Annotated in this window: 19 protein-coding genes and 1 pseudogene; 14 read left to right on the plus strand and 6 right to left on the minus strand. The window is 71.6% G+C overall.

The annotated features are described in order from the left end of the window. Positions 1-3: 3 nt before the first annotated feature. A complete protein-coding gene (hutU, locus tag Q2K21_RS31860) occupies positions 4-1,668 on the minus strand; it encodes a urocanate hydratase (RefSeq protein WP_310778253.1) in 1,665 nt (554 codons plus the stop codon). A gap of 144 nt (positions 1,669-1,812) precedes the next feature. Here hutU and Q2K21_RS31865 point away from each other — a divergent pair, with 144 nt between their 5' ends. The 5 genes from Q2K21_RS31865 (at position 1,813) to Q2K21_RS31885 (ending at position 5,824) form a co-directional block, all read left to right on the plus strand. Then, the gene (locus Q2K21_RS31865) at positions 1,813-3,234 is read left to right on the plus strand and encodes a type III PLP-dependent enzyme domain-containing protein (RefSeq protein WP_386275892.1); all 1,422 of its coding nucleotides are present in this window, start codon (positions 1,813-1,815) and stop codon (positions 3,232-3,234) included. Between the two features lie 276 nt (positions 3,235-3,510). Next, positions 3,511-3,906 (plus strand): hypothetical protein, encoded by a 396-nt coding sequence (locus Q2K21_RS31870; protein ID WP_310778256.1) that lies wholly within the window; start codon positions 3,511-3,513, stop codon positions 3,904-3,906. Continuing rightward, the gene (locus tag Q2K21_RS31875) at positions 3,903-4,871 is read left to right on the plus strand and encodes a hypothetical protein (protein ID WP_310778259.1); all 969 of its coding nucleotides are present in this window, start codon (positions 3,903-3,905) and stop codon (positions 4,869-4,871) included. The genes Q2K21_RS31870 and Q2K21_RS31875 overlap by 4 nt, the downstream gene beginning before the upstream one ends. A 40-nt stretch (positions 4,872-4,911) precedes the next feature. Then, a complete protein-coding gene (locus tag Q2K21_RS31880; RefSeq protein WP_310778262.1) occupies positions 4,912-5,433 on the plus strand; it encodes a roadblock/LC7 domain-containing protein in 522 nt (173 codons plus the stop codon). A 16-nt stretch (positions 5,434-5,449) separates the two neighbouring features. After that, a complete protein-coding gene (locus Q2K21_RS31885) occupies positions 5,450-5,824 on the plus strand; it encodes a roadblock/LC7 domain-containing protein (RefSeq protein WP_310778265.1) in 375 nt (124 codons plus the stop codon). 23 nt (positions 5,825-5,847) lie between these two features. Here Q2K21_RS31885 and Q2K21_RS31890 read toward each other — a convergent pair. The 3 genes and pseudogenes from Q2K21_RS31890 to Q2K21_RS31900 form a co-directional block, all read right to left on the minus strand. Beyond that, a pseudogene (locus tag Q2K21_RS31890) lies at positions 5,848-6,436 on the minus strand (hypothetical protein). Positions 6,437-6,670: 234 nt separating this feature from the next. After that, a complete protein-coding gene (locus Q2K21_RS31895; RefSeq protein ID WP_310778269.1) occupies positions 6,671-7,513 on the minus strand; it encodes a MurR/RpiR family transcriptional regulator in 843 nt (280 codons plus the stop codon). Then, entirely contained in the window at positions 7,510-9,018 is a 1,509-nt protein-coding gene (locus Q2K21_RS31900; RefSeq protein ID WP_310778272.1) for an aromatic amino acid ammonia-lyase, read from the minus strand. Before Q2K21_RS31900 ends, Q2K21_RS31895 begins: the two co-directional genes overlap by 4 nt. A 141-nt stretch (positions 9,019-9,159) precedes the next feature. Here Q2K21_RS31900 and Q2K21_RS31905 point away from each other — a divergent pair, with 141 nt between their 5' ends. From Q2K21_RS31905 to Q2K21_RS31925, 5 genes are all read left to right on the plus strand, one after another. Next, positions 9,160-10,212, plus strand: coding sequence for an ABC transporter ATP-binding protein (locus Q2K21_RS31905; protein ID WP_310778275.1), 1,053 nt, complete (start codon positions 9,160-9,162; stop codon positions 10,210-10,212). Next, the gene (locus Q2K21_RS31910) at positions 10,209-10,850 is read left to right on the plus strand and encodes an ABC transporter permease (protein ID WP_310778278.1); all 642 of its coding nucleotides are present in this window, start codon (positions 10,209-10,211) and stop codon (positions 10,848-10,850) included. Before Q2K21_RS31905 ends, Q2K21_RS31910 begins: the two co-directional genes overlap by 4 nt. Position 10,851: 1 nt before the next feature. Continuing rightward, the gene (locus Q2K21_RS31915; RefSeq protein WP_310778281.1) at positions 10,852-11,514 is read left to right on the plus strand and encodes an ABC transporter permease; all 663 of its coding nucleotides are present in this window, start codon (positions 10,852-10,854) and stop codon (positions 11,512-11,514) included. Between the two features lie 12 nt (positions 11,515-11,526). Next, positions 11,527-12,459: an ABC transporter substrate-binding protein gene (locus tag Q2K21_RS31920; protein WP_310778283.1), complete on the plus strand. Its 933-nt coding sequence runs from the start codon at positions 11,527-11,529 to the stop codon at positions 12,457-12,459. 167 nt (positions 12,460-12,626) lie between these two features. After that, positions 12,627-13,052, plus strand: coding sequence for a hypothetical protein (locus Q2K21_RS31925; protein ID WP_310781349.1), 426 nt, complete (start codon positions 12,627-12,629; stop codon positions 13,050-13,052). 12 nt (positions 13,053-13,064) lie between these two features. Here Q2K21_RS31925 and Q2K21_RS31930 read toward each other — a convergent pair whose 3' ends face one another. Beyond that, positions 13,065-13,826: an SDR family oxidoreductase gene (locus tag Q2K21_RS31930; RefSeq protein WP_310778286.1), complete on the minus strand. Its 762-nt coding sequence runs from the start codon at positions 13,824-13,826 to the stop codon at positions 13,065-13,067. A gap of 145 nt (positions 13,827-13,971) precedes the next feature. Here Q2K21_RS31930 and Q2K21_RS31935 point away from each other — a divergent pair, with 145 nt between their 5' ends. After that, positions 13,972-14,802: a helix-turn-helix transcriptional regulator gene (locus tag Q2K21_RS31935; protein WP_310778289.1), complete on the plus strand. Its 831-nt coding sequence runs from the start codon at positions 13,972-13,974 to the stop codon at positions 14,800-14,802. A 343-nt stretch (positions 14,803-15,145) separates the two neighbouring features. Here the strand turns inward: Q2K21_RS31935 and Q2K21_RS31940 are convergent, their stop codons facing one another. After that, positions 15,146-16,537 carry a cystathionine beta-synthase gene (locus Q2K21_RS31940; protein ID WP_310778293.1) on the minus strand — a complete coding sequence of 464 codons (1,392 nt, stop codon included), beginning with the start codon at positions 16,535-16,537 and terminating at the stop codon, positions 15,146-15,148. Positions 16,538-16,717: 180 nt separating this feature from the next. Between Q2K21_RS31940 and Q2K21_RS31945 the strand changes: the two genes are divergently transcribed. From Q2K21_RS31945 to Q2K21_RS31955, 3 genes are all read left to right on the plus strand, one after another. After that, positions 16,718-17,752, plus strand: a complete 1,035-nt coding sequence (locus tag Q2K21_RS31945) for an SGNH/GDSL hydrolase family protein (RefSeq protein WP_310778296.1) — start codon at positions 16,718-16,720, stop codon at positions 17,750-17,752. Between the two features lie 335 nt (positions 17,753-18,087). Further along, positions 18,088-19,308, plus strand: a complete 1,221-nt coding sequence (locus tag Q2K21_RS31950; protein ID WP_310778299.1) for an acetyl-CoA C-acetyltransferase — start codon at positions 18,088-18,090, stop codon at positions 19,306-19,308. 291 nt (positions 19,309-19,599) lie between these two features. Beyond that, positions 19,600-20,388, plus strand: a complete 789-nt coding sequence (locus Q2K21_RS31955; protein ID WP_310778302.1) for a hypothetical protein — start codon at positions 19,600-19,602, stop codon at positions 20,386-20,388. Positions 20,389-20,415: the final 27 nt, after the last annotated feature.

Raw genomic sequence — 20,415 nt, forward strand, 5'->3', positions numbered from 1 at the left:
CGCTCACGCGTCGTCACCCTCGCGCATAGGCACCCGCACACCCCGTTCCCCGGCCACGGACTCCGCGATGTCGTACCCGGCGTCCACATGCCGGATGACCCCCATCCCGGGGTCGTTCGTCAGCACCCGGCGGATCTTCTCCCCACCCAGCTTCGTACCGTCGGCCACCGTCACCTGCCCGGCGTGAATCGACCGGCCCATGCCCACCCCACCGCCGTGGTGGATGGACACCCAGGACGCGCCCGACGCCACGTTCACCATGGCGTTCAGCAGCGGCCAGTCCGCGATCGCGTCCGAGCCGTCGAGCATCGCCTCGGTCTCGCGGTACGGCGAGGCGACGGAACCGCAGTCGAGGTGGTCGCGGCCGATCGCCAGCGGAGCGGCCAGCTCACCGCTCGCCACCATGTCGTTGAACCGCTCACCGGCCTTGTCCCGCTCGCCGTAACCGAGCCAGCAGATACGGGCGGGCAGACCCTGGAAGTGGACGCGCTCGCCGGCCATCTTGATCCAGCGTGCGAGGGACTCGTTCTCGGGGAAGAGCTCCAGGATCGCCTTGTCGGTCTTCGCGATGTCGGCCGGGTCGCCGGACAGCGCGGCCCAGCGGAAGGGGCCCTTGCCCTCGCAGAACAGCGGCCGGATGTAGGCGGGCACGAAACCGGGGAAGGCGAACGCACGGTCGTACCCCGCGAGCTGCGCCTCGCCCCGGATCGAGTTGCCGTAGTCGAAGACCTCGGCCCCGGCGTCCATGAAGCCGACCATCGCCTCTACGTGCTTGGCCATCGACTCACGGGCGCGGGTGGTGAAACCGGCCGGGTCCTTGGCGGCGTAGGAGGCCATGTCCTCGAACTCCACGCCCACCGGCAGGTAGGCCAGCGGGTCGTGGGCGGAGGTCTGGTCGGTGACGATGTCGATGGGGGCGCTCATCGCCAGCAGCTGCGGGACGAGGTCGGCGGCGTTGCCGAGGACGCCGATGGACAGCGGCTTGCGCTGGTCGCGTGCCTCGACGGCCAGCTGGAGGGCGTGCTCCAGGGAGTCGGCCTTCACGTCGAGGTACCGGTGCTCGATGCGGCGCTCGATGGCGCGCGGGTCGCAGTCGATACAGATGGCGACGCCGTCGTTCATGGTGACGGCGAGCGGCTGGGCGCCGCCCATGCCACCGAGCCCGGCGGTCAGGGTGATCGTTCCGGCCAGCGAGCCGCCGAACTTCTTCGCGGCGACGGCGGCGAACGTCTCGTAGGTGCCCTGGAGGATGCCCTGGGTGCCGATGTAGATCCAGGAGCCGGCCGTCATCTGGCCGTACATGGTCAGGCCGAGGGCCTCCAGACGGCGGAACTCCTCCCAGTTGGCCCAGTCGCCGACGAGGTTGGAGTTGGCGATGAGGACGCGCGGCGCCCACTCGTGGGTCTGCATGACGCCGACGGGACGGCCGGACTGCACGAGCATCGTCTCGTCCTGCTTGAGCGTCCTCAGCGTGCGGACCATCGCGTCGAAGGAGCGCCAGTCACGGGCCGCCTTGCCGGTGCCGCCGTAGACGACGAGCTTGTCGGGGTGCTCGGCGACCTCGGGGTCGAGGTTGTTCTGGAGCATCCGCAGGGCGGCCTCCTGCTGCCATCCCAGGGCGCTCAGTTCCGTACCGCGCGGCGCTCGGACGGGGCGGGGTCCTGACATGGTCTGCCTCCTGATGGACGGCCGCACGCGGCCGGGGGCGCGCGGGACTGTTACAGCGGATATTCACATCCTGGCGCTCTGAATAGAACTAGTCAATACGTTCTTGCGCCAACGGAGCGGCGCCCGGGGTGTTTCGCTGGAGGCATGACCGCAGACGGTGACACGGGGACGGGGGACGCGGTGGACATGAGGGACAGCGGGACGGGACGCACGCGCGGGGACGGGCAGCCCGACGACGCCGGGCGGGCGGCGCGCCGGGACGAGGCCGTGCGGTGCGCCGTCGAGCAGGGACTGCTGGGACCGGCCGCCCCCATCGTCGGCCTGCTGGACGTCGTCGGCATCCGGGAGTCGGCGGCGGCGCTGCGGGCGGCCTTCGACGCGGTGGTCGCGCCGGGCACGCCGGTGCTGCACGCCTTCGCGGTGAAGGCGACCCCGCTCGTACCGGTGCTGCGGCTGCTGCGCGATGCGGGCATCGGGGCGGAGGTGGCGAGCCCCGGGGAGCTGGCGCTGGCCCGGGCGGCCGGCGTGGCGCCGGAGCGGATCGTCCTGGACTCGCCCGCCAAGACTCCGGCGGAGCTGCGCGAGGCCCTGGCGCTGGGCATCGCCGTGAACGCGGACAACCCGCAGGAGCTGGAGCGGATCGACGCCCTCGTCCGCACGACGCGCACCGCCTCCCCCATCGGGATACGGGTGAATCCGCAGGTCGGAGCCGGTGCGATCGACGCACTGTCCACGGCGACCGCCACCTCCAAGTTCGGGGTGGCGCTGCGGGACGAGGGGGCGCGCGCGTGGCTGGTGCGCGCGTACGCGGACCGGCCCTGGCTGACCCGGCTGCATGCGCACTCCGGTTCGCAGGGCGTCCCGCTCTCGCTGATGGCACGGGGCATCACCGAGATCCACGCGCTCGCCGAGGAGATCAACCGGCGGGCAGGGCGGCAGCAGATCGACACGATCGACATCGGCGGCGGGCTGCCGGTCAACTTCGGCTCGGACGCGACGACACCGACGCACGCCCAGTACGCACGGCTGCTGGCGGAGGCGGTGCCGGGGCTGTTCGACGGGCGGTACGGGCTGGTCACGGAGTTCGGGCGGTCACTGCTGGCCAAGCACGGGACGGTGGTGGCGCGGGTGGAGTACACCAAGCGCGCCGGCGGGCGGTCCGTCGCGGTCACGCACGCGGGCGTGCAGGTCGCGGCCCGCACGGTGTACGCGCCGGCGTCCTGGCCTCTGCGGATCGCGGCCTACGACGCGAAGGGGCACCCGAAGGAGGGGCCCGAGGTGTTGCAGGACGTGGCCGGACCGGCGTGCTTCGCGGGTGACCTGCTGGCCGAGGGGCGCGCGCTGCCGCTCCTGGAGCAGGGTGACCACGCGGCGGCACTGGACACCGGGGCGTACTACTTCGCGCACCACTACGCGTACAACTCCCTCGTCCGGCCCGGAATCTACGGCTACGCGCCGGGTGCGGGCGGAGGGATGCGGTTCGCCGTTGTGCGGGAACCGCAGACGGTCGAGGAGATCGTGGCGGAGTCGGGCGGGGGGCACACGGGCGCGCTGACCGCGCTCTGAGGACGCGCCGACGGCGCGCGCGCAAACCCGCACCCCTCTTCGGGTCACCCACTCGGATGTCCCCCGCATCCTCTGCGATGCACGCCGCCCGCATAACCGCACGTCAGCGCATCAAAGCCGCGATGCCCCTCAACCTCCCTGCAATCAAGGCCAATTGACCCACTCTAGTAACCCGGCGCATGTTCCACCGGAAAATGCCGGAACACTCACCCCTCGCGCACACGTTGCGTAGCGTCAGCGTCACTCAGCCGAACCCGAGGCGGGAGGGGAGCCACGGTGCCCGGAATCGACGAGTGCCTGCTGGAAGCCATGCGACTGCCCGGTGCCAGAGGTGCCGCGGTGGTCGACTGGACCAGTGGGCTCGCGCTGGGCACGGTCGGGGACTCGCCCGGCGGTGACCACGAGACGACCGCGGCGGAGGCGGCGGAACTGGCCCGGCTCGCCGCCGAACACCGCGCGTTCGCCCCGGAGGACGCCGACTGGTCCGACGAGGCGTGCCCGCTCGAGGACCTGATCATCGCCAACCGGGACAGCTACCACCTGCTGCGGTTCGTGCCGACGACCTTCGACAGCAGCGTCTTCCTGCATCTGTGGCTGGCCCGCGCGGAGGGCAACCTGGCCCTCGCCCGCATCCGGCTCGGCGAGATGGCCGGACGGCTGGTGCTGGGATGACGACGGTCCGGACGCCTTCGCCGCCCCCGTTGCCCGTACGGCAGCGGACGCAGATCCCGAGCAGCGGCCTCTCCCCCATGCTCAGCCGGCTCGCCGCCGAACGCGCCACCGGCGTGCTGATGCGCGAGCGCGGCACGCTCTACCTGGCCGACGGCCAGGTGGTGCACGCCGAGAGCCCCGCGACCCCGGGCCTGGACGTCCTGCTCATCGCGCGCGGCGCCCTCGACGAGGACGGCTGGCGGGAGGCGGTCGCGCAGGCGGGGTCGCGGCAGCTGGTGGGACGGTTCCTGGTCGACAGCGGCCGGATCAGCGAGGGCGCGCTGGAGCTGTGCCATCTGGGGGCGCTGTACGACGCGGCGTACTTCGTGCTCGGCCCGAGCAGCGCCCCGGCCCGCTTCCGGTACGGCGCGGCGCACTGGCTGGGACCCGTACGCCCGGTACCGGTGGCCGCGGTGGAGCGCGAGACGCTGCGCCGCCGCGAGCTGCTCCGCACGATCTGGTCCGACCCGGCGACGGACGAGGCCCCGCTCATCCGCGCCGACCACCCGGCGGGCCCGGCGGTCACGCCCCGCCAGGAAGCGGTGCTCGACCGGGTCGACGGAGTGCGTACGGCGGCGGACATCTCGCGGGCGCTGGGCCGCCCGGCGTTCCACACGCTGGTGGACGTACGGCGGCTGACCGCGGCGGGCGTCGTGGCGGCCCGCAGGGACACAGGCTGTGGACAGCCGCCGGCCGCGACCGACTCCGGGCACACCTTCACCGGGCCGATGCAAGCCCCTCCCGCCCGTACGGAGTCGGCCCGCACGGAGTCGGCCCCCACGGAGTCGAGGGCCTGGGGGACGGCGAGCACCGCCGCACCCGCGCACGGCGGCGCGGCACCCGTCCCCACCGAACAGTTGTCGCCTTTCGCCGACCCCCACATCACGTTGCTGAAGAGGCTCAGGGATGCGCTGGAGGCCCTTTGACCGGCTCGAACGGCAACGCCTTGCCGAGAGGAGATCCCTGATGGACGCGGAGCCCGAGGTCCTCGACGAACTCCGCCGCCTGCGAGCCCGCGTTCCCCAGCTGACCGGCGCCCTCGCCGCCAGCGTCGACGGACTCGTCCTCGCCCAGGACACCCCCGGTGTCGAGGCGGAGGGCGTCGCCGCGCTCACCGCCGCCGCGCTGGGCGTCGCCGTACGGATGACGGACGCCACCGGTCAGGGCGACTTCCGCGAACTGCTCTTCCGCGGCGTCCATGGCTACGTGGCCACGTACGCGGCGGGCCGCGGCGCCGTCCTGACGCTGCTGGCGCAGGACCGCGTCAACGTCGGCCGGCTGCATCTGGAGGGCCGCCGCGCGAGCACACGCATCGGCGAGCTGGTCGACGACGCCATCGCCCGAGCCGAGCCGCCGCCCCCGCAGACCGGCACCACCAGGACCCCCACGAAGACCGCTGCCAAGTCCGCGCCCACGCGGACCCGCACCGCGCGCACCCCCGCGAGCCCACGCTCGGCCGGGAACGCGCGCACCACCACGGAAAGTTGAAAGGACACACCCCGAAATGGCCAACACGGAAACCGCGCTGAAAGAGGCCCTCGCCTCCATCGAAGGCGCGACCGGAGCCGCCCTCGTCGATTACACCAGCGGCATGGCGCTGGGCACGGTGGGCGGCAGCAAGGGCTTCGACCTCACGGTCGCGGCCGCCGGCAACACCGATGTCGTACGTGCCAAGCTGCGCACCATGGAGCACCTGGGGCTCAAGGGGCAGATCGAGGACATCCTGATCACTCTGAGCGACCAGTACCACCTGATCCGGCTGCTCACCGGACGCGGCGGCAACGGTCTGTTCCTCTACCTCGTCCTCGACAACAAGCGCGCCAACCTGGCGATGGCCCGTCACCAGCTGAAGAAGATCGAGGAGGAGCTGGAGGTCTGACCCTCCGGCGCGCTCCCCGCGCGCTACACGAGCTCCGCGGTACGGCGACGCGGCCCCGCCCGGGGCCGCGTCGCCGGCCGCGATGCCCGTACCGCGATAACCCTTGACCGGTTTCCCCGCGGGCGCGCCGCCACGTCGGCCGAGCCAGTCGACGCGCACCCACAGCAGCGCGTCGTCGGCGCGTTCCCGGCGCCCGAGCCAGGCGGCCTTCAACCGCAGCCCGGCGCCGGTCCCGGCAAGCAGCATGCCGCCCGCGGCGGGCACCGCGAACGAGCTGCCGAGCGCGGCGGCGAACGCGGCGAGCAGCCACCAGCGGTGCCCGCGCCGCCAGGTGCGGACGGTGACCGCGCGGTCCTGGAGCACGTCGTGCTTGCCGGCGCGGGCGGCGCCGCGGGCGAGGGCGACGTACCGCTTGCGGCGCGTGTACGCCACAGCGGCCGTCGTCACGATGAACAGCGCGGCCCCGGCCATGACGCCGATCCGGCGTCCGGTCACTCCCGGTGGGAGCACCCCCACGCCTGCCGCGAACACCCCGAGCCACCACAGTGGTGCGGCCCCGGCCCGCACGACGACGGCCACCCGAGCCAGCCCCAGCCCTCCTCCGCGCGCCACGATCAGCCTCCCGTTTCTTCTGCGAAGCGCCTCAGCGGGTTCGCTGATGTCCGTGCGGTTCGACAGCGCCCCAAAGGAGCGCCCCCAAAGGAGCGCCCCCAAAGGGTCGCGGCGAACTGCGCGACCAGCCACGACGCACCCGCACACGACGCGCCGCACTCCCAGCGGAGCGCTCAGGTCGCGCAGGCTGGCGAGCGAAGGTGAGACGAGTCTGAGAACGCGGGCCCCTCCGGACTACTCGACGAACAACCCTCGGGCCGCCGCCCGCGCGTCGAACTCCTCCAGCCGGGCCTGGGCGTCCGGCAGGTCGTCGCACATCGCCTCCAGCAGGACCCGGCCGAGCAGCATCGGCGCACAGGCCGTGTCGAAGGCGAGCCCCGTGCCGACGGCGGCCGGCAGCAGCAGATCCGCGGCCTTCGCCACCGGCGCGAAAGCCGAGTCGGCGACCACGACCACCGTCAGGCCCGCCCCCCTGGCATACGCCAGGGTGTCCACGACCTCGCGCGGATGCCGGGGCAGCGCGAAGCACAGCAGGGCGCTCGCGCCCGCCCGTACGGCGGCGTCGATACGGTCGTGGAGCATCGTGCCGCCCTCGTTGAGCAGCCGTACGTCCGGGTGGACCTTCGCCGCGAAGTACGCGAAGCCGTACGCCTGGGAGGCCGCGGCCCGCAGGCCGAGGACCGGCAGGGGGCGTGAGGCGGCGAGGATGCGTCCGGCCTTCTGCACGGGACGCGGGTCGGCCAGGACCTCCGCCAGGTGCTTCAGGTTCTCGATCTCGGCCTCGACGGCCTGCTGGTATTCGTTGTACGTCGCCGAGTCCACCGTCTGTTCGACGGGCGCGACCTCACGCAGGTGCTTGCGCAGGGCGGGATAGCCGTCGAAGCCGAGGGCGACCGCGAACCGGGTCACCGACGGCTGGCTGACCCCGGCGAGTTCGGCCAGCTCCACGCTCGACAGGAAGGGCACATCGCCGGCCCGCCGCACCATGCTGTGCGCGATGCGCCGCTGGGTCGGCGTCAGCCGGTGCCCCTCGAAGAGCGCCTGCAGCCGTGTGGCAGGACTGTCGGTCACGTTCATGACGTGCTCCCCCTCCAGATGTCCGTGAACCGGTCGAGCAGATGGGCCGCCGCTGTCACATCGCCCGTGAGCGGCCGGTCGGCCAGGTTTCGGTCGAGCACCGACTCGGCGAGCTCCAGCGCCCGGCCCACCGGAAGCTCCGGGTCGGGCCGAAGGCCGCGCAGTTGCAGCGCCCGTACGGCGGCGACCAGTTCGCAGCCGACCACCAGACGGTACGCACCGCACGCGCGCAGCGTTTGACGCGCGGCGAGCGAGGCGAAGCTGGCCTGCTCCTCGACGCCCCGGGAGAGTACAGCGTGCCCGAGCGAGGCGGGCGCGGAGAACGCCCGCAGATCTCCGAGGGCGGCTCCGGCGGCGTACTCCAGGATCATCACGCCGGAGGAGGCGGGCTCGTGGTCGGCCAGGAACGGGCGCAGCCGGGTGAAGGCGGGTTCGTTCAGCGTCGACAGCCGGGACGTCGACAGGCGTGCGACCTGCATCAGAGCGAGCCGGAAGTGGTCCAGGGCGAGGGCGAGTTGGGCCTGGTAGAAGCCGCCGTGGTGGTAGGCGGCCATGTCCTCGGGGGAGATCAGCGGGTTCTCGGCGGCCGCGTTGATCTCGATGGTGAGGACGTCCTCCAGCGCATCCGCCGCATCCTGTGCGGGGCCGTGGATCTGGGGCAGGCAGCGGAAGCCGTACGGGTCCTGGATGCGGCCCAGCGGTGGCGTCGGGCGGTCGGCGGCGCCGATCAGCTCGCGCATGCGGCGGGCGACCTCGGCGGAGCCGCGGTGCGGCCGGGCGGCGTGGACGGGGGCGGCGTACGCCTCGTGGGAGCCGTCCACCGCGAGGAGGGAGAGCGCGGCGACGACCTGGGTGGCGCCGATCAGGCCACGCAGCTCGTGCAGGGCGAGCGCGGACTGGCCGAGGGTGAGGGCGTTGCTGCTGATGAAGGCGAGGGCGTCGTTGTTGTCGAGGGGCTGGGGTTCCGGTGCCCTCGCGCCTTTCCAGGGGTGCTCCCCGGCGAGTGCGAGCCCCGCCTGCGCCAGCCCTGCGATGTCGCCGGTCCCCACCGAGCCGAACTCGTTGACGACCGGATACGCCCCGCTCTCCAGCGCCTCGCACAGTGCCGTGATCACGCTCGGCCGCAGCCCCGCGCCGCCCGCCAGCAGCTGATTGGCCCGTATGGCCAGCATCGCCCGCGCCTGCCGAGCGGACAGCTCCTCACCGATCGCCCCGGCGTGGCTGCGCAGCAGCCGCAGGCCGTGCCCGGCGGCTGCCTCCGTCGGCACGTCCACGTTCCGGTTCGCGCCGACGCCGGTCGAGCGGCCGTACACGCGCCCGGTCGCCGCGATCTGCCGCGCGGCGTCCCAGGACTCCTCCACCCGTTTCATGGCCTCGGTGGCGGGGACCGGTCGCGCGTCGCCGTCGGCGAGGCGTACGACGTCCTCCACGCCGAGTGCGACCCCGTCGAGGACCACCAGGCCGGAATGCGCGGAACCCGGCGAGTCCACGATCCGAGACGACATAAGGCTCAAACTCCCCTCAACCAGGACATCGGATCTTGCCCTCCGGTCATCCGTTACCTCGGATTAACGCCGAAGCATTGACAACCTATTCAGACACCAAGAACTCTGCATGACGTTATACAGCCGGGCAAGGGACATCTCATGATCCAGTTCGATGCGGTGCACAAGCGTTTCCCGAACGGCACGACAGCAGTCCACGACCTCTCCCTGGAGATGCCGGAAGGCGGCGTGACTGTCCTGGTCGGATCCTCCGGTTGCGGCAAGACGACCACGCTGCGGATGGTCAACCGGATGGTCGATCCGACCTCCGGGACCATCCGTGTCGGCGGCCGGGACGTCCTCGAGCAGGACGCCGCCGAGCTGCGCCGCTCCATCGGCTACGTCATCCAGCAGTCGGGCCTCTTCCCGCACCGTACGGTGCTCGACAACATCGCGACCGTGCCGCTCCTGCTCGGCTGGGGCCGCAGGAAGGCCCGGGCCCGCGCGGCCGAGCTCCTGGAGACCGTCGGGCTCACCGCCGACGCCGGCAAGCGGTATCCGCACCAACTCTCCGGCGGCCAGCAGCAGCGCGTGGGGGTGGCCCGCGCGCTCGCCGCGGACCCGCCGGTACTCCTCATGGACGAGCCGTTCGGCGCGGTCGACCCCGTGGTGCGTACTCAGCTGCAGGACGAACTTCTGCGCCTGCAGAAGGACCTGAGCAAGACCATCGTCTTCGTCACCCACGACATCGACGAGGCGGTCCGGCTCGGCGACCGGATCGCGGTCTTCCGTACCGGCGGCCAGCTGGTGCAGTGCGCACCGCCCGCCGAGCTGCTCGCCCGCCCGGCCGACGACTTCGTGGCGGACTTCCTCGGCGCGGAGCGCGGACTGAAACTGCTCTCGCTCACGCCCCTCACGGACGTCCCGCAGGGCCCCGCGCCCGAGGGCGGCACCTGGACCCTCGCCCTCGATGCGGCCCGTAAACCGCTGCACTGGCGTTCGACAGAGACAGACGCCGAACTCCCCGTACGCCCCCTGAAGGACACCGACTCCCTCCTGTCAGCGCTGAACGAGTCGGTCGCCTCCCCCACCGGCCTCGTCGTCCGCGTCGACACGGACGGCGTACTCACCGGCGTCTCCTCCCGCGAGGACGTCCACCAGCGCGCGGGCCGGGCCCACACCGAGGCGCTCACGGAAGCGAGTGTCGCCGCATGACCCTCGACTGGTCCTGGGTGTCCGACCACACGGGCGACCTCACCACCCTCACGCTCTCCCACCTCCAGGCCGCCCTGACCGCCGTCTTCTTCGGCCTGCTGATCTCCCTCCCCCTCGCGGTGATCGCCCACCGGATCCGCCCCCTGCGCGGCTTCCTCCTCGGCGTCTCGAACGTCCTGTTCACCATCCCGTCGATCGCGATCTTCGTGCTCCTGCTCCCGATCTCCGGCCTGACCCGCACCACCACGGTCATCGGCCTGACGATCTACACCCTGGTGGTCCTGCTCCGGAACACGGTCGAGGGTCTGGACTCCGTCCCCGCGAAGACGAAGGAAGCCGCGAAGGCGATGGGCACGCGCCCCCTGCGCGCCCTGCTCACCGTCGAGCTTCCCCTCGCGCTCCCCGTGATCATGGCGGGTGTCCGGATCGCGACGGTCATGTCGATCTCGCTGGTGTCGGTCGCGACCTACATCGGCGACGGCGGCCTCGGCCAGCTCTTCACCGACGGCTTCCAGCGCGACTTCCCGACGCCCGTGATCGCCGGAGTGGCCCTCACGATCCTGCTGGCGCTGGTCGCGGACGCGCTGCTGGTCGCCGTCCAGTACGTACTCACCCCGTGGACGAGGCGGCGCGCCTGACATGTACGAACTCTTCAAGAACCTCGGAAAGTGGCTCGCCGACGGTGACCAGTGGTCCGGCTCCGACGGCATCGCCCACCGTCTGGCCGAACACCTCCAGTACTCGCTGCTCGCCACCCTCATCGCGGCGGCCATCGGCCTCCCGCTCGGCCTGCTGATCGGGCACACCGGCAAGGGCGCGTTCGTAGCCATCAATCTCGCGTCCTTCGGCCGCGCCCTGCCGACAGTCGGTCTGGTGGTCCTGGTCTTTCTGGCCAGCGGTCTGTCCATGTGGCCGGTCTACGTCGCCCTGGTCGCCCTCGCGGTCCCGGCGATCGTCACCAACACCTACGCGGGCATGACCGCCGTCGACCCGGACGTGAAGGACGCGGCCCGCGGCCAGGGCCTGCGCGGGCACCAGGTCCTCTTCCAGGTGGAGCTGCCGCTGGCCCTCCCCCTGATCATGACGGGCCTTCGCCTGGCCCTGATCCAGGTGGTGGCCACGGCGACCATCGCCGCGTACGTCTCCTTCGGCGGCCTCGGCCGCTACGTCTTCGACGGCCTCGCCCAACGTGACCTCGTCCAGGTACTCGGGGGCGCGGTACTGGTCGCCCTGCTCGCCGTCGCCCTGGACCTGGTCCTCTCCGGCCTCCAGCGCTTCCTCTTCCGCCACCGCACCGCCTAGGAACCCACCGAAATGAATCGTCGTGCTCTCCTCGGCGGCCTGTTCGCGGCCGCCTCCGTCCCCGCCCTCTCCGCGTGCGCGGGCGGCATCACCTCCCTCGACAGTCAGGGCACCGGCTCCGGTGGGGGCGGCTCCAGCAAGGGCGGCGTCACCATCGGCACCGCCAACTTCACCGAGAACCAGGTGCTCGGCTACCTCTACGCAGCCGTCCTGAAGGCGGACGGAGTGAAGGTCAGGGTCCGCCCCAACCTCGGCACCCGGGAAATCGTGATCCCCGCCCTCAAGGGCGGCGACATCGACCTTCTGCCGGAATACCAGGGCGCTCTCCTCAACTATCTGGCCCCGAAGGACACATCCGCCGAGCCGGGCGCCATGCAGAACGCCCTCACCCTGGCGCTGCCCAGCGGCCTTCAGGTCCTGCCGTACGGCATGGCCGCCGACTCCGACGCCTTCGTCGTCACCCGGGCGACCGCACAGAAGTACGGCCTGACCTCCCTCGCGGACCTGAAGAAGCAGAACGGCAAGCTGGTCATCGGCGCCGCGCCCGAGGTGAAGAAGCGCCAGGTGGGCGCGGTGGGCCTGAAGGATGTGTACGGCGTCGAGTTCAAGGAGTTCAAGTCGCTGGACTCCGACGGGCCGCTGGTCAAGAGCGCTCTGAAGAAGGGCGATGTGGACGTCGCGAACCTCTTCACCACCGACACCGACATCAAGGCCAACGACTGGGTCGTGCTGACGGACCCCCTGAACCTGATCCCCAGCCAGCACATCGTCCCCCTCATCGCCGACCGCAAGGCCGACGACACGGTCCGCAAGGCCCTCGCCCGGCTCGGCAACGTCCTCACCACCGACCAGCTCACCCAGCTCAACAGCCTGGTCGACAACGACAAGAAGGACCCGGAGGACGTGGCCAACGCGTACGCGAGGCAGCACGGGTTGGTGAAGTAGCCGACCTCCGGCGTGTCGCCTGCCCCCTGTCGCTGATCGCACGGAGCACGGGCACCGCAGGGTGTTGGAGTCCCTCGGGATACTCCCGGCAGACCCCAGCCGGCACAGGGGGGCTGTCCCCAGTGCGGCAGGGGATCCCGCTCCCTAACGTAGGGGGCATGACCGGAATGGACATGCACGACGCCGACCTCAAGAAGGAACTCAGCGCCACCCTGCAGGCCCGCAGGGAACTGGGCGAGGAGTACGAGTCGGCGCTGGTCGACTCCTTCCTGGAGAAGGTCGACCAGCGCATCGACGGCGCGATCGACCGCCGGGTGCGGCGGCAGCTCGCCGAGCAGCAGATGGTGGTGGCCCGCGGCGCCCGGTCCCCGCGGGCGACGGACTCCTGGGGCGAGCGGTTCGGCTTCGGCATCGTCTCGCTGGTGATGGCGATCCCGCTGTCCGCGATCGCCGGCGGCCTCGCGGGCACGACCGGCCTCGTGGCCGCCTGGCTCGGCATCGTCGGCGTCAACGTGGCCCAGGCCGCGCGCGTCAACCCCCGCCTCTTCGGACAGCGCCGCAAGTCCTCCAAGGACAGTGACTGGGAGGACTGACGGTCCTCCGGGTCACGCCTGCCGGGTCGGCAGCGCGATGACCTGCCGCAGGTTGACGTGCCGGGGCCGGCTCGTCACATAGGCCACCAGGTCGGCGATGTCCTCGCAGGCCAGCGGGCCCAGTGCCCCGAACATGCCGTCCAGCTGCTGCGCGAGCTCCGCGTTGTCGATGTGACTGCCCAGTTCGCTGTCGGTCAGCCCCGGCTCGACGTTGGTGACACGGACGTCCCGCGGCCCGAACTCGGTGCGCAGCGACTGCGAGAGATAGGTGACGGCGGCCTTGGTCGCCCCGTACACCGCGTAGTTGGGGAACGTGATGTGCGCGCCGATGGAGGAGATGTTCACCAGGTCCGCCGTACGTCCCTCGGCGGCTGCCGCCACCAGGTCGGCGGTGAAGGCGCGGACGACCCGCAGCACTCCGGTCACATTGGTGTCGAGCATCCGCTGCCACTCGTCGAGGCGGCCCTCGTCGACCGGGTTGGGCAGCATGACGCCGGCGTTGTTGACGACCAGGTCGACGGCTCCGTAGGCCTCGTGGATCCGGGCCACCGCGGCCTCGACCGACGCGTCGTCGGTGACGTCGGCGACGACCGCGAGGGCCTGGCCCCCGTCGGCCCGTATCTTCCCGGCGACCGCCTCCAGCCGGTCCGCGCGCCGGGCGAGCAACGCCACCCGCGCCCCCTGCGCCGCGAGCACCACGGCGACGGCCTCGCCGATCCCGCTGGCGGCTCCGGTGACGACGGCGGTGCGGCCGGCCAGTTTCTCGTACGACATGAAGGACTCCCTGGGTGACGGCCGGGGCGTCTCCCCGGCGGCACGCACCACCCTCGCCGCCCGTGCCGCCGCTACCCAGGGATGCGCTTTTCCTGGGTCTGCCAGTACCAGGTTGGGAGACCGCCCCTCCCCTACGATCGAACCCATGGACGGGGATCTCGGAGACTTCCTGCGCTCGCGCCGCGCCCGCATCCAGCCGGAGGAGGTGGGGCTGCCCTCGCACGGGCGGCGCCGCGTGCCCGGCCTGCGCCGCGAGGAGGTGGCCCAGTTGGCGGGTGTGAGCGTCGACTACTACATCCGCCTCGAACAGGGCAGGGGTCAGAGTGTGTCGGACGCCGTCCTCGACGCGATCGCACGGGTGCTGCGGATGGACGAGACGGAACACGCGTATCTGCGTACGGTCGCCCGGCCCCGCAGCCGTCGCGAGCGCCGCCCGGCCGCGCCCCGCGTCCGCCCCGGCGTGCAACTCCTGCTGGACACCATGGAGCGGACGCCCGCGTTCGTGCTGGGCCGCCGCATGGATGTGCTCGCGTGGAACGCGCTCGGCGACGCGGTGAGCGGCTTCAGCCGCATGGCACCGGGCGCGCGCAACATGCCCCGCCAGGTCTTCCTCGACCCCGCCGCCCGGGACTTCTACCCGGAGTGGGCGGCGGTGGCCGCCCAGACTGTGGCCAACCTGCGCATCAGCGCGGGCGTGTACACCGACGATCGCGAGCTGTGCGCGCTGGTCGGCGAACTCTCCCTCAAGAGCGAGGACTTCCGCCGCCTGTGGGCCGACCACCAGGTCAAGGAGTGCGCGTACGGCGTGAAGAAGGTACGGCACCCGGTGGCGGGCCTGCTGACCCTCCCGTACGAGACGCTGACCGTCCCGGCGGACCCGGAGCAGACGATCGTGGTCTATACCCCGGAGCCGGGCTCGGAGACGGCGGAACGGCTGGCGCTGCTGGGCAGTTGGGAATCGGCTCACGCCCGCTGAAAGGGCACTGCAAAGAGGTATGCGCGGGGACCGCCGCACCCCCGTTGCCGGGGGGCGGGACGACGGCGGTCCCCGCGAGGGACGCGGGCCGGGTCAGGGCCGGGCTTGCGCGTCCGTGGCGTCCATGGAGGTCCGGGAGCCGCTCCGGAGGTCCTTGGCGCCGTTTTGGTTGCCGGCCGGGGCGGGGAGCCGCTCCCGCCCTGCCGACACCCACTAATGTGCCGGACCCGTGTTAAGCGGGTGCTGCGTGGACGTGACACGCTCGTACCACTTCTGCGAAGTCCACCATTTCGGTGCGCAACCGCAGGTTCGCCGCCGACACGGGCAGTTCAGCAGGTGTTTCCTACTGCTTCCCGCCCTTGGCCAGGAAGGCCAGCAGGTCCTGCCGGCTGACCACTCCGGTCGGCTTGCCCTCCACGAGGACGATCGCCGCGTCGGCCGTACCGAGCACGGACATCAGGTCCCCGACCGGCTCGCCGGAGCCGACCTGCGGCAGCGGCGCGGACATGTGCTTCTCCAGCGGGTCGTCGAGCGAGGCGCGCTGGGTGAACAGGGCGTCCAGCAGCTCGCGCTCGACGACTGATCCCACGACCTCGGCGGCCATCACGTCCGGGTGCCCCGCGCCGGGCTTGACGATCGGCATCTGCGAGACGCCGTACTCGCGCAGCACCTCGATCGCCTGGCCGACCGTCTCGTCGGGGTGCATGTGGACGAGGGAGGGGATGGAGCCGCCTTCCTTGTCGCTGAGCACGTCCGCGACACGGGCGCTCGGACCGGCGTCCTCCAGGAAGCCGTAGTCGGCCATCCACTCGTCGTTGAAGATCTTGCTGAGGTAGCCACGGCCGCTGTCGGGCAGCAGCACGACGACGACGTCGTCCGGCCCGAGCCGCTCGGCGACCCGCAGCGCGGCGACGACGGCCATACCGCAGGAGCCGCCGACCAGCAGGCCCTCTTCCTTCGCCAGGCGCCGGGTCATCTGGAAGGAGTCCTTGTCGGACACGGCGACGATCTCGTCGGCGACGGTCCGGTCGTACGCGGTCGGCCAGAAGTCCTCACCGACGCCCTCGACGAGGTACGGCCGCCCGGACCCGCCGGAGTACACGGACCCCTCGGGGTCGGCGCCGATGACCTGGACGCGCCCCTCGCTGGCCTCCTTCAGGTAGCGGCCGGTGCCGGAGATGGTCCCGCCGGTGCCGACGCCGGCGACGAAGTGGGTGATCCTCCCCTCCGTCTGCTCCCACAGCTCGGGGCCGGTCGAGTGATAGTGCGAAAGAGGGTTGTTGGGGTTGGAGTACTGGTCGGGCTTCCAGGCACCGGGGGTCTCGCGCACCAGCCGGTCGGAGACGTTGTAGTACGAGTCCGGGTGCTCGGGGGCCACGGCCGTCGGGCACACGACCACCTCGGCACCGTACGCGCGCAGCACGTTGATCTTGTCGGTGGAGACCTTGTCAGGGCACACGAAGATGCACTTGTAGCCCTTCTGCTGGGCCACGATGGCGAGGCCGACCCCCGTGTTCCCGCTGGTCGGCTCGACGATCGTGCCGCCGGGCTTGAGCTCGCCGCTCTGCTCGGCCGCCTCGATCATGCGCAGGGCGATGCGGTCCTTCACGGAGCCGCCGGGGTTGAAGTACTCGACCTTCGCCAGAACGGTCGCCTGGATGCCGGCGGTCACGTGGTTGAGCCTCACCAGCGGGGTGTTGCCGACCAGGCTGATCATCGAGTCGTGGAATCGCACCGTTGTCTCCGGTTGCTGCATAAAAAGTGGTCGTAATGGTTCCGCCAGGGTAAGCGCTCCCGCGTCCGGACGGTCCGCAAGTCGCGGGCCGTCCCGGGCGTTCACGCACAGTTGAGATTGGACGACGGGGAGTACGGGGCAAGCAGTGGATGTACGGCTACGAGGAGGTGGCGGCAACGCATGTCGAGCATGTCCAGAGCGAGGGTGGCCCGGCGCATCGCGGCGGGCGCGGCGTACGGCGGCGGCGGGATCGGACTGGTCGGTGCGGCCGCCGTCGGGGTGCTGCTGGCCGAGGTGCAACTGGCCAAGCGCCACGTGGGGAACGGGCACAGCCCGCACCCGCCGAGCGCGGAGGGCCTGTATGGACGCGGGTATGCCGCCCTGGACGGACCGCCGCTGAGGCTGATGATGCTCGGTGACTCCACGGCCGCCGGGCAGGGTGTGCACCGCTCCCGCGAGACGCCGGGGGCGCTGCTGGCGTCGGGGCTGGCCGCGGTGGCCGAGCGCCCGGTGGAGCTGCGCATCGTGGCCCTTCCGGGGGCGCAGTCGGACGATCTGGACCGCCAGGTGGCGTTGGCGCTGGAGGACCAGGACCGGTTCCCCGACGTCTGCGTGATCATGATCGGCGCGAACGACGTGACGCACCGGATGCCGCCGACGCGCTCGGTGCGCCACCTGGCGGCGGCGGTACGCCGGCTGCGCACGGCGGGCGCGGAAGTGGTGGTCGGCACCTGCCCGGACCTGGGCACGATCGAGCCGGTGCAACAACCGTTGCGGTGGCTGGCCCGCCGGGCCTCCCGCCAACTGGCGGCCGCCCAGACGATCGGAGTCGTCGAACAGGGCGGCCGCACGGTGTCGCTGGGCGACCTGCTGGGTCCTGAGTTCGAGGCGAACCCGCGGGAGCTGTTCGGCCCCGACAACTACCACCCCTCGGCGGAGGGGTACGCCACCGCTGCGATGGCCGTCCTGCCGACGGTCTGCGCGACCCTGGGCCTGTGGCCGGCGGAAGAGGAACGTCCGGACGCGTCCCGCCGCGAGGGCTTCCTGCCGGTCGCGCGTGCGGCGGCCGAGGCCGCGTCGGAGGCGGGTACGGAGGTCACGGCCGCCATGCCGACGGGGCCGCGGGGTCCGTGGGCGCTCCTCAAGCGCAGGCGCCGTCGTCGTCTGCCCACGCCGGACGTCAACCCGACACCCGCCACGGAACCCACGAGCTGACCAGGGGTTCCTCGCCCCCGGGACCCCCGCTCCTCAAACGCCGGAGGGGCTGATTTATCAGCCCGTCTGGGGGTCCCCCCTGCTCGAAGAGCTTGGGGGAGCTTGAGGACGAGGCCGTCAAGGCCGACAGCGGGGGTCTGGGGGCGGCAGCCCCCAGGGACGGGAAGGGTAGGGGCGGCGGGGGCGAAAACCCCATGGGCCAGGCCTGAAGCCCCGGCCGAAAAGCAAGCGCTTGGAAAGTGCGGCCCGAGTCACACTCCAACAGCCGTGACCTCCACGGTACGTACGGGTAACTTCCCCCACAGCCCTGCCCTCCCTCGTGCAATGGAGCCGTGATGCCCGAAGCCGTGATCGTCTCGACCGCCCGCTCCCCGATCGGCCGCGCCTTCAAGGGCTCCCTGAAGGACCTCCGCCCGGACGACCTCACCGCCACGATCATCCAGGCCGCCCTCGACAAGGTCCCCGCCCTTGACCCGAAGGACATCGACGACCTGATGCTCGGCTGCGGCCTCCCCGGCGGCGAGCAGGGCCACAACCTCGGCCGTATCGTCGCCGTGCAGATGGGGATGGACCACCTTCCCGGTTGCACCATCACCCGCTACTGCTCCTCCTCCCTCCAGACCTCCCGCATGGCCCTGCACGCCATCAAGGCCGGCGAGGGTGACGTCTTCATCTCCGCGGGCGTCGAGATGGTGAGCCGCAGCGTCAAGGGCACCTCCGACGGCCTCCCGGACACCCACAACCCCCTCTTCGCCGACGCCGAGGCCCGTACCGCCGCCGTCGCCGCGTCCGAGGGCGCGGACTGGCACGACCCGCGCGAGGACGGTCTGCTCCCCGACCCGTACATCGCGATGGGCCAGACCGCGGAGAACCTCGCCCGGCTCAAGGGCGTCACCCGCGAGGAGATGGACGAGTTCGGCGTCCGCTCGCAGAACCTCGCCGAGCAGGCCATCGCCAAGGGCTTCTGGGAGCGCGAGATCACCCCGGTGACCCTCCCGGACGGCACGGTCGTGAGCAAGGACGACGGGCCGCGGGCCGGGGTGACCCTGGAGGGCGTGGCCGGGCTCAAGCCCGTCTTCCGTCCCGACGGCCGCGTCACCGCCGGCAACTGCTGCCCCCTCAACGACGGCGCCGCCGCCCTGGTCATCATGAGCGACACCAAGGCCCGGGAGCTGGGTCTCACGCCGCTCGCGCGAATCGTGTCCACCGGCGTCTCCGGACTGTCGCCCGAGATCATGGGGTACGGCCCCGTCGAGGCCAGTAAGCAGGCTCTGCGGCGCGCCGGCCTCACCATCGACGACATCGACCTCGTCGAGATCAACGAGGCCTTCGCCGCCCAGGTGATCCCCTCCTACCGCGACCTGGGCATCCCGCTGGACAAGCTGAACGTCAACGGCGGCGCCATCGCCGTCGGCCACCCCTTCGGCATGACCGGCGCCCGCATCACCGGCACGCTGATCAACTCCCTCCAGTGGCACGACAAGCAGTTCGGCCTGGAGACGATGTGCGTCGGCGGCGGCCAGGGCATGGCCATGGTCATCGAGCGCCTCAGCTGACCGCACCCCACTCGCGCACAGCGGCCTGGAGCCCCCATGTCCGCCGGATCCCCTGGGGATCCCCTGGGATCCCCAGGGCTTCGGGCCGTTTTGTGATCCAATCTCCCCCAGGATGTGACCTATCTCCCCTCCAGGGGGATTGGCGCAGGTCAGAGATGGTTCAGGGGGCTCCCGAGGGTGCATTCCTGTCCGTTTCGTGACGTTACGCACTGACAGTTGGTTAGTCCACCCTTCAAGCTGATGTAGGAAGTCGGGGGTCGACTTTGAACCGGGAGTACGTCAGTGAGCGCCATGCCGATTGCTCTGCTGCTCACCACGTCCGCCACCGCGGGCGTGGGTGTCGCCGTCCTGTGCGCCGTGCGGGCACTGGGCCGGCAGGTCGCCACGCTGCGCACCGAGCTCGCGGAGAGCCGCGCCGCGCAGGCGCGCGGGCTGGTGCCCGCCGCCCGTTCCACCGCCGACGCGGAGGAGATACGCGCCGCCGTGTCCGACGCGCTCGCCGAGGAGCGGGAGCGTGAGCTGGCCGAGGCGCGCGCCTTCTGGGCCGCCCAGGAGGCCCGTGACATAGCCGACGCGCCCACCCTGCTCGGCCTGCCCGACAACGACCTGTTCCTGCCCCGCCAGTCGGACTTCGCGGGCCTTGAGCACGACAGCCTGGAGCCGGTGGCCGAGCCCACCTCCGACGAGAACGAGTTCGCCGGAGACTCTCCCGAGCTGGCCGCCGCCCGCCGCCGCCACCCCTCGCACCCCGACTTCGTACCGGTCGCGTCACCCGTCGTGAACGACCACGAGCGCACGGTCGCCTGCCTCGAGGAACTGGCCGCCGCACGCACCGAGCTCGCCGACGTTCGCCCGGGCCCGCTGGGCACCCTCGACGTCTACGTCTTCGCCGACGGCACCACGCTGTGCATGACCCCGGGCCACCGTGAGACCGCGGAGCGCCTGGCCTCGGCCCTGAGCGCCGGCCACGCCCCGGTCCTGCTCGGCGGCTCGGGCGTCTCGGGCGCTTACGCCCTGACGTTCACGTGCGGCGACGAGACCGTGTACATCCTGGCCGACCGGGTCATCGCATCCCTGTGACCGCCACGGCAGCCCCTGTCGGCCGCA

Origin of the sequence: Streptomyces sp. CGMCC 4.7035, from assembly GCF_031583065.1 — a bacterium.
GTDB classification, from domain to species: domain Bacteria; phylum Actinomycetota; class Actinomycetes; order Streptomycetales; family Streptomycetaceae; genus Streptomyces; species Streptomyces yaanensis.

Bases quoted from the DNA above. Each gene is read 5' to 3' on its own strand.
- hutU (WP_310778253.1), bottom strand. From the start codon at position 1,668: ATGTCAGGACCCCGCCCCGTCCGAGCGCCGCGCGGTACGGAACTGAGC.
- Q2K21_RS31865 (WP_386275892.1), top strand. From the start codon at position 1,813: ATGACCGCAGACGGTGACACGGGGACGGGGGACGCGGTGGACATGAGG.
- Q2K21_RS31875 (WP_310778259.1), top strand. From the start codon at position 3,903: ATGACGACGGTCCGGACGCCTTCGCCGCCCCCGTTGCCCGTACGGCAG.
- Q2K21_RS31880 (WP_310778262.1), top strand. From the start codon at position 4,912: ATGGACGCGGAGCCCGAGGTCCTCGACGAACTCCGCCGCCTGCGAGCC.
- Q2K21_RS31885 (WP_310778265.1), top strand. From the start codon at position 5,450: ATGGCCAACACGGAAACCGCGCTGAAAGAGGCCCTCGCCTCCATCGAA.
- Q2K21_RS31895 (WP_310778269.1), bottom strand. From the start codon at position 7,513: ATGAACGTGACCGACAGTCCTGCCACACGGCTGCAGGCGCTCTTCGAG.
- Q2K21_RS31900 (WP_310778272.1), bottom strand. From the start codon at position 9,018: ATGTCGTCTCGGATCGTGGACTCGCCGGGTTCCGCGCATTCCGGCCTG.
- Q2K21_RS31905 (WP_310778275.1), top strand. From the start codon at position 9,160: ATGATCCAGTTCGATGCGGTGCACAAGCGTTTCCCGAACGGCACGACA.
- Q2K21_RS31910 (WP_310778278.1), top strand. From the start codon at position 10,209: ATGACCCTCGACTGGTCCTGGGTGTCCGACCACACGGGCGACCTCACC.
- Q2K21_RS31915 (WP_310778281.1), top strand. From the start codon at position 10,852: ATGTACGAACTCTTCAAGAACCTCGGAAAGTGGCTCGCCGACGGTGAC.
- Q2K21_RS31920 (WP_310778283.1), top strand. From the start codon at position 11,527: ATGAATCGTCGTGCTCTCCTCGGCGGCCTGTTCGCGGCCGCCTCCGTC.
- Q2K21_RS31925 (WP_310781349.1), top strand. From the start codon at position 12,627: ATGGACATGCACGACGCCGACCTCAAGAAGGAACTCAGCGCCACCCTG.
- Q2K21_RS31930 (WP_310778286.1), bottom strand. From the start codon at position 13,826: ATGTCGTACGAGAAACTGGCCGGCCGCACCGCCGTCGTCACCGGAGCC.
- Q2K21_RS31935 (WP_310778289.1), top strand. From the start codon at position 13,972: ATGGACGGGGATCTCGGAGACTTCCTGCGCTCGCGCCGCGCCCGCATC.
- Q2K21_RS31945 (WP_310778296.1), top strand. From the start codon at position 16,718: ATGTCGAGCATGTCCAGAGCGAGGGTGGCCCGGCGCATCGCGGCGGGC.
- Q2K21_RS31950 (WP_310778299.1), top strand. From the start codon at position 18,088: ATGCCCGAAGCCGTGATCGTCTCGACCGCCCGCTCCCCGATCGGCCGC.
- Q2K21_RS31955 (WP_310778302.1), top strand. From the start codon at position 19,600: ATGCCGATTGCTCTGCTGCTCACCACGTCCGCCACCGCGGGCGTGGGT.